The organism is Nodosilinea sp. LEGE 07298, assembly GCF_015207265.1.
Classification (GTDB): Bacteria; Cyanobacteriota; Cyanobacteriia; order Phormidesmidales; family Phormidesmidaceae; genus Nodosilinea.
On sequence record NZ_JADEXE010000431.1, the window covers coordinates 1 to 4,401 of the forward strand.

The following is a 4,401-nucleotide window of genomic DNA, read 5'->3' on the forward strand; positions in this document are numbered from 1 at the left end:
CTTCATCAGGTGGGGGTACCACTTCATCAGGTGGGGGTACGGTTCCAGAGCCGCCGCCAACCTGCTCAGGCTCTGGGCTACCCGTCCCGATCGATACCGTCATAGCCAGGGGCGCATCCGATCGCAAAAACCACTCCCGCATGCCTTCAACGTTGAGCACCTGCTCCTTCGGGTTGCCCGAGGAGGGACGCTTCTGAATGCGGGAGATCCACCGGTTTCCTTGCATTAAGTAAAAAGCTTCATCGGTTTCCTTGACCCAGGTACCCATGTTTGACTCCCGTAGACACAGTGCAGTGCTGGCCTATGCAGAGAGGCCACCTAGGTATGAATATTAGAATCGAATGGCCGATATGGCGCAATTTTGTGGCCCAATACCACAGGTTTGTTACCCAAAATTTTCCAACTGGCGGTAGGTGGGTTGGGTGTTTTCCCTAAAAGCGTGCTCAGGTCGGTGCATCCGGTTTCGAAAAAACCCAGGCTGCTAAGATCGCTCCGGGCTGGTGGGGCGGCTTGGGTTTGGGTAATTTGCCTCCAGCTTTGGTAAATCAGGGGCAGAGCGCTGCTGCTAATCAGGAGGGCGATCGCTAAACTTAGCGCCCCATCCATCCAAAACCAGTGGAACAGTGACATACACAGCGCTCCGACAATCACCCCAACCGAGCTAGCCAGGTCGGCCACCACGTGCAAAAAGGCCCCCTGCCGGTTTAAAGATTCGTCGCCCTGGCCGTGGAGTAGCCAAACCCCAAACCCGTTGATGCCCAGCCCGACCAAAGCTGTACCGGCCATGGGACCACTGACTAGCGTGGTTGTGGGCACCGTTAAGTGGTGCCACGCTTCTAAGGAAATCAGCCCCGCCATGACCAGGAGCCCGAAGCCGTTGATCAAAGCGGCGATCGCTTCTAGGTGCGGTTGGCCGGGTCGAGACTGGCTCAGAGTTAGGCGGGTCAGCCAGCTAGCCGATAGCGCCAGGGCGATCGCGCCCACATCGGTCAGCATGTGTCCAGCGTCAGACTGTAGAGCTAGACTGTGGCTGTGGCTGCCCACCAGCCACTCCACCACCGCGAACCCCAGCACCAGGGTGAGAAACAGCCCCAGACGCTTGCGATCGGTAGCATCAAGGCCGCAGCGGCAGGGTAAAGACGAAGCTGAATGAACCGGAGACACCATCGACAAGGAATGCACTCGTTTGTAATAAGGACGATTTGCTTCCGCATTCTGGCATAGTTTGCGGGCTGCGGATGTATTGGTAGACAGTTTTATGACTACGGCTAGCGTCCTGGTCTACTGCCGTTGCCTCACGCTTCGCCGTCCCGACTGCTGATCAGTGGCTTAATTTTGGGGTACACCACCGGGTGGTTAGCCAGGGCGGTTTTGGCTCGGCGCAAGATATCGCTGCGAAAGGCTGGCTCATCGCGAATATCCATCGGGTAGGCGCGCAGCTTGATGTGGGTGCCCCAGGGCATTTCGGCCAGCACCACTACGACCGGCAGCTTGAGCTGAATAAAGCGGCTGCTGTAGGCAGCCTGATAGAGAACATCGGTAATGGCCTCAAGATCGGCCTCGTGGTCAGCATAAAAGTCGGTCACCACCTGGGCTTCTAAGCTGCCGCTATTGGCGTTGACGATCGCATCGGTCCAGGTTTTGCTGTGGGGAATCGTTACCAGGTCATCGTCAAAGGTGTGTAGGCGAATGCCCCGCAGCCCGTAGCTCACCACTTCGCCATAGTGGTCGTCAATCGTAACGCGATCGCCGACTCGGTAGGGGGCCTCAAACAGGGCCACAACCCCAGCAATAATCGAGGTGATGTAGTCCTTAAACGCAAAGCCCAGCGCCACCGCCAGGGTGCCGGTTAAGGCCACCAGGTTTGGTCCAGATACATTGATAAACAGCCTCACCACATAGGCAATCAGGGCCAGGAGAATCAGCCCTTTCAAAAACGGGATGGACTGCTTAATCGTCAGCCGAAACCGGCGCGGTACCTGTTCTGAAAGCCAGTTGGCCAGGCTTTGGATACCCGTCAGCAGCAGGTAGGCCAGCAGTACGCTGAGGGCAGCCCTGAAGAAGCGGTCAATGGAAAGCTCTCGCAGCAGGTCGTCAACGGCGTTGTCGGCGTTGTCGAGGGTGCCCATCTGGGCCAGGCAGCTGGAGAGCCAGACCAAGCTGCTCATCGTCGATCGTCTCCGGTAAGAAAGTTATTGCTGGCAAATTCGCTGGCCAGCCGGGGATAGTGAATTGGCTGAATGCTCAAGCCCTGGCGACTCAGACGCAGAACGCCCGCCTGACGAAGCGTTTGACCGCGCACGTGGACAATGCTTTCGGGCTGGCCTAAACTCAGGGCCAGCTGCGATCGCGGCGTCACCCCATGCATCATCAGAGCGTGCACCAAATGGTAGTCTAGGGCCTCGAGATCGGGTAGCGAAGGCAGGGTCGGCTGCACCTGGTAGAAGGGCACGGGCAGCACGTCATCCGGCTTCAGGGGCTGGGGCTGCTCGGGCAGATCTGCTGCTTGTAGCCGCAGCGATCGCAGCCACAGCAGCCGGGCTATCTCAGGGCTATCCTCCGACATCTCCGCAAAGTTGGACCAGGAGATCTTTCCCAATACTGAGGAGGACAAGTCTTCGGCGGGGGAGTTCGCCAGGGTCTCGCCAATGGGGGTAAGCCAGTCGCAGAGGCCATCGCGATCGAGATGGGGTAGGTCAGCGGTTTGATCTAAGTAAGCGTCTACCTGGCAAACTCGAGTCAAAAACGCCCAGGCCCAAGTATTGCACGGTATCAGCCAAAAGAAATCGCGCTGAGCACCGGCCGTATCGCGCAGCCACTCTACCCCTTGCCAGCCACCAATACAGCGCAAGAAACACTGCTCCAGCGGCGGCAGCACGATCACCGTCTGGCGGCGAGAGAGATCGTTTGGGTGGTCTTCTCCATCGTCTTCATCGGTTTCGCTGAGCTGTTCTAGAGCCTTGACCAGCTGAGCCTTGATAGACATTGGATCCGCTGGCCGCGCCATCCAGTCCAGGGGGCGCAACGTCTGCCAGCGCTGAGCCCGCTCTGGATCTACGTCTGGATTGGCTTCTGGAGCGATTGAAGTCAGCGCAGCGGTCAGCACCGCCGCCGTATCATCCACTGGACTACCCAGCAGCACCAGGCTATTAGGGGCATCGAGGTTTTTTTGCCAAGCTGTTATCGCCTGGGCTATGCGATCGGCCACGGTGGCCAGGTAAGTATCCGGCAGCGGTAAGGTTTGCAATCGTTGCCATACGTCCAACTCCCAGACCGGCGGCAGCGGCTGGAGCTGATTTTCGGAGATTTGAGAGGCTGACTGAGCTCGCAGTAGACCCGTCTTCAACTGGCTGCTAATGGTTTTGACGAACTCACCAACCATAGGAAACTATTAAAGAACAGAAAATCCAGCCAATTTTGACGTTCTAGGGCCAGATCCCATCGCCTTGCCAACCTAGGATCACAATTGGAGATAATAGAGATAGCTTAACGTTGAATTTGAGCCGATGACCGTTCTCAATCTGCTGCTAGTCCGCCACGGCCAGTCTGTGGGCAATGCCGAAGGCCGCATGGAGGGGTGTAGTTCTACTGGGCTTACCCCCCTGGGAATGGAGCAGTCGCGGCAGCTGGGGCAGCACCTAGCCGCGGCGAATTGGTACCCCACCCATATCTATTGCAGCCCCCTAGAGCGAGCTACGAGTACCCTGGCTATGCTGGTTAAAGGACTTTCTGGCTCAGAGTCAACGATCGCTGATTCATGGGCCAAGACTTCGCAGTTCCTCGGTAATACAAGCATCGTCAGCCCGATTACCCTTGCCTCCGACCACACGGTATCTATTCATCTATGCTCTGAGCTGATGGAGTACAACGCCGGCGTTTTCACTGGGCTGACCTGGGCTGAGGCTTGCGATCGCTACCCTGATCTCTGCCAGCAGCTCACAACCAGCCTCGACTGGCAGCCCATCCCCGAGGCCGAGACTTTAGAACAGGGCCAGGCTAGGGCACAGCAATTTTTGGATCATGTCCTCAGTCGGCACGGCAACGGCGATCGCATTCTCGTCATTGGCCACCACTGGATGTTGCAGCACGTTATCACTTGCCTGATGGGCTGCGATCGCGCCTGGGGCATGTCGATGGGCAACACCGCCTGCTTTGAGTTTTGGTTAGATCGCGATCGCTGGTACCAAAGCGGCCCCAACCGGCTCAACACCGAGCTGTGGCAAATCAAGCGCTTTAACGACCGCACCCACCTTGAATATAGCCATAGTCACGTTGGTTAGGACATCCAGAAACCCTATGAACGTTCAAACGTTTGAACGTTCATAGGAGACCTGTCTCAACCAGACTGGCCACAGCTATAACACCCCCTCTTCCCCGCTCTCATCCACCCACCTACCCATC

General features: G+C 57.3%; 4 protein-coding genes and 1 pseudogene. 1 reads left to right on the forward strand and 4 read right to left on the reverse strand.

What is annotated here, in order from left to right; translation table 11 throughout:
* The 4 genes and pseudogenes from IQ273_RS30995 to IQ273_RS31010 form a co-directional block, all read right to left on the reverse strand.
* Positions 1–268 (reverse strand): annotated as a pseudogene (locus IQ273_RS30995) (peptidase M15 family protein); the annotation flags it as partial.
* Between the two features lie 50 nt (positions 269–318).
* Positions 319–1,167, reverse strand: coding sequence for a cation diffusion facilitator family transporter (locus IQ273_RS31000; RefSeq protein WP_194026938.1), 849 nt, complete (start codon positions 1,165–1,167; stop codon positions 319–321).
* 128 nt (positions 1,168–1,295) lie between these two features.
* The gene (locus IQ273_RS31005; protein ID WP_194026939.1) at positions 1,296–2,168 is read right to left on the reverse strand and encodes a mechanosensitive ion channel family protein; all 873 of its coding nucleotides are present in this window, start codon (positions 2,166–2,168) and stop codon (positions 1,296–1,298) included.
* Complete coding sequence (locus IQ273_RS31010) at positions 2,165–3,382, reverse strand: hypothetical protein (RefSeq protein ID WP_194026940.1); 1,218 nt, start codon at positions 3,380–3,382, stop codon at positions 2,165–2,167. The genes IQ273_RS31005 and IQ273_RS31010 overlap by 4 nt, the downstream gene beginning before the upstream one ends.
* A 124-nt stretch (positions 3,383–3,506) precedes the next feature.
* Here IQ273_RS31010 and IQ273_RS31015 point away from each other — a divergent pair, with 124 nt between their 5' ends.
* Positions 3,507–4,280, forward strand: coding sequence for a histidine phosphatase family protein (locus tag IQ273_RS31015; protein WP_194026941.1), 774 nt, complete (start codon positions 3,507–3,509; stop codon positions 4,278–4,280).
* Positions 4,281–4,401: the final 121 nt, after the last annotated feature.

Coding starts and splice junctions, on each gene's coding strand:
- IQ273_RS31000 (WP_194026938.1), bottom strand. CDS start 1,167: ATGGTGTCTCCGGTTCATTCAGCTTCGTCTTTACCCTGCCGCTGCGGC.
- IQ273_RS31005 (WP_194026939.1), bottom strand. CDS start 2,168: ATGAGCAGCTTGGTCTGGCTCTCCAGCTGCCTGGCCCAGATGGGCACC.
- IQ273_RS31010 (WP_194026940.1), bottom strand. CDS start 3,382: ATGGTTGGTGAGTTCGTCAAAACCATTAGCAGCCAGTTGAAGACGGGT.
- IQ273_RS31015 (WP_194026941.1), top strand. CDS start 3,507: ATGACCGTTCTCAATCTGCTGCTAGTCCGCCACGGCCAGTCTGTGGGC.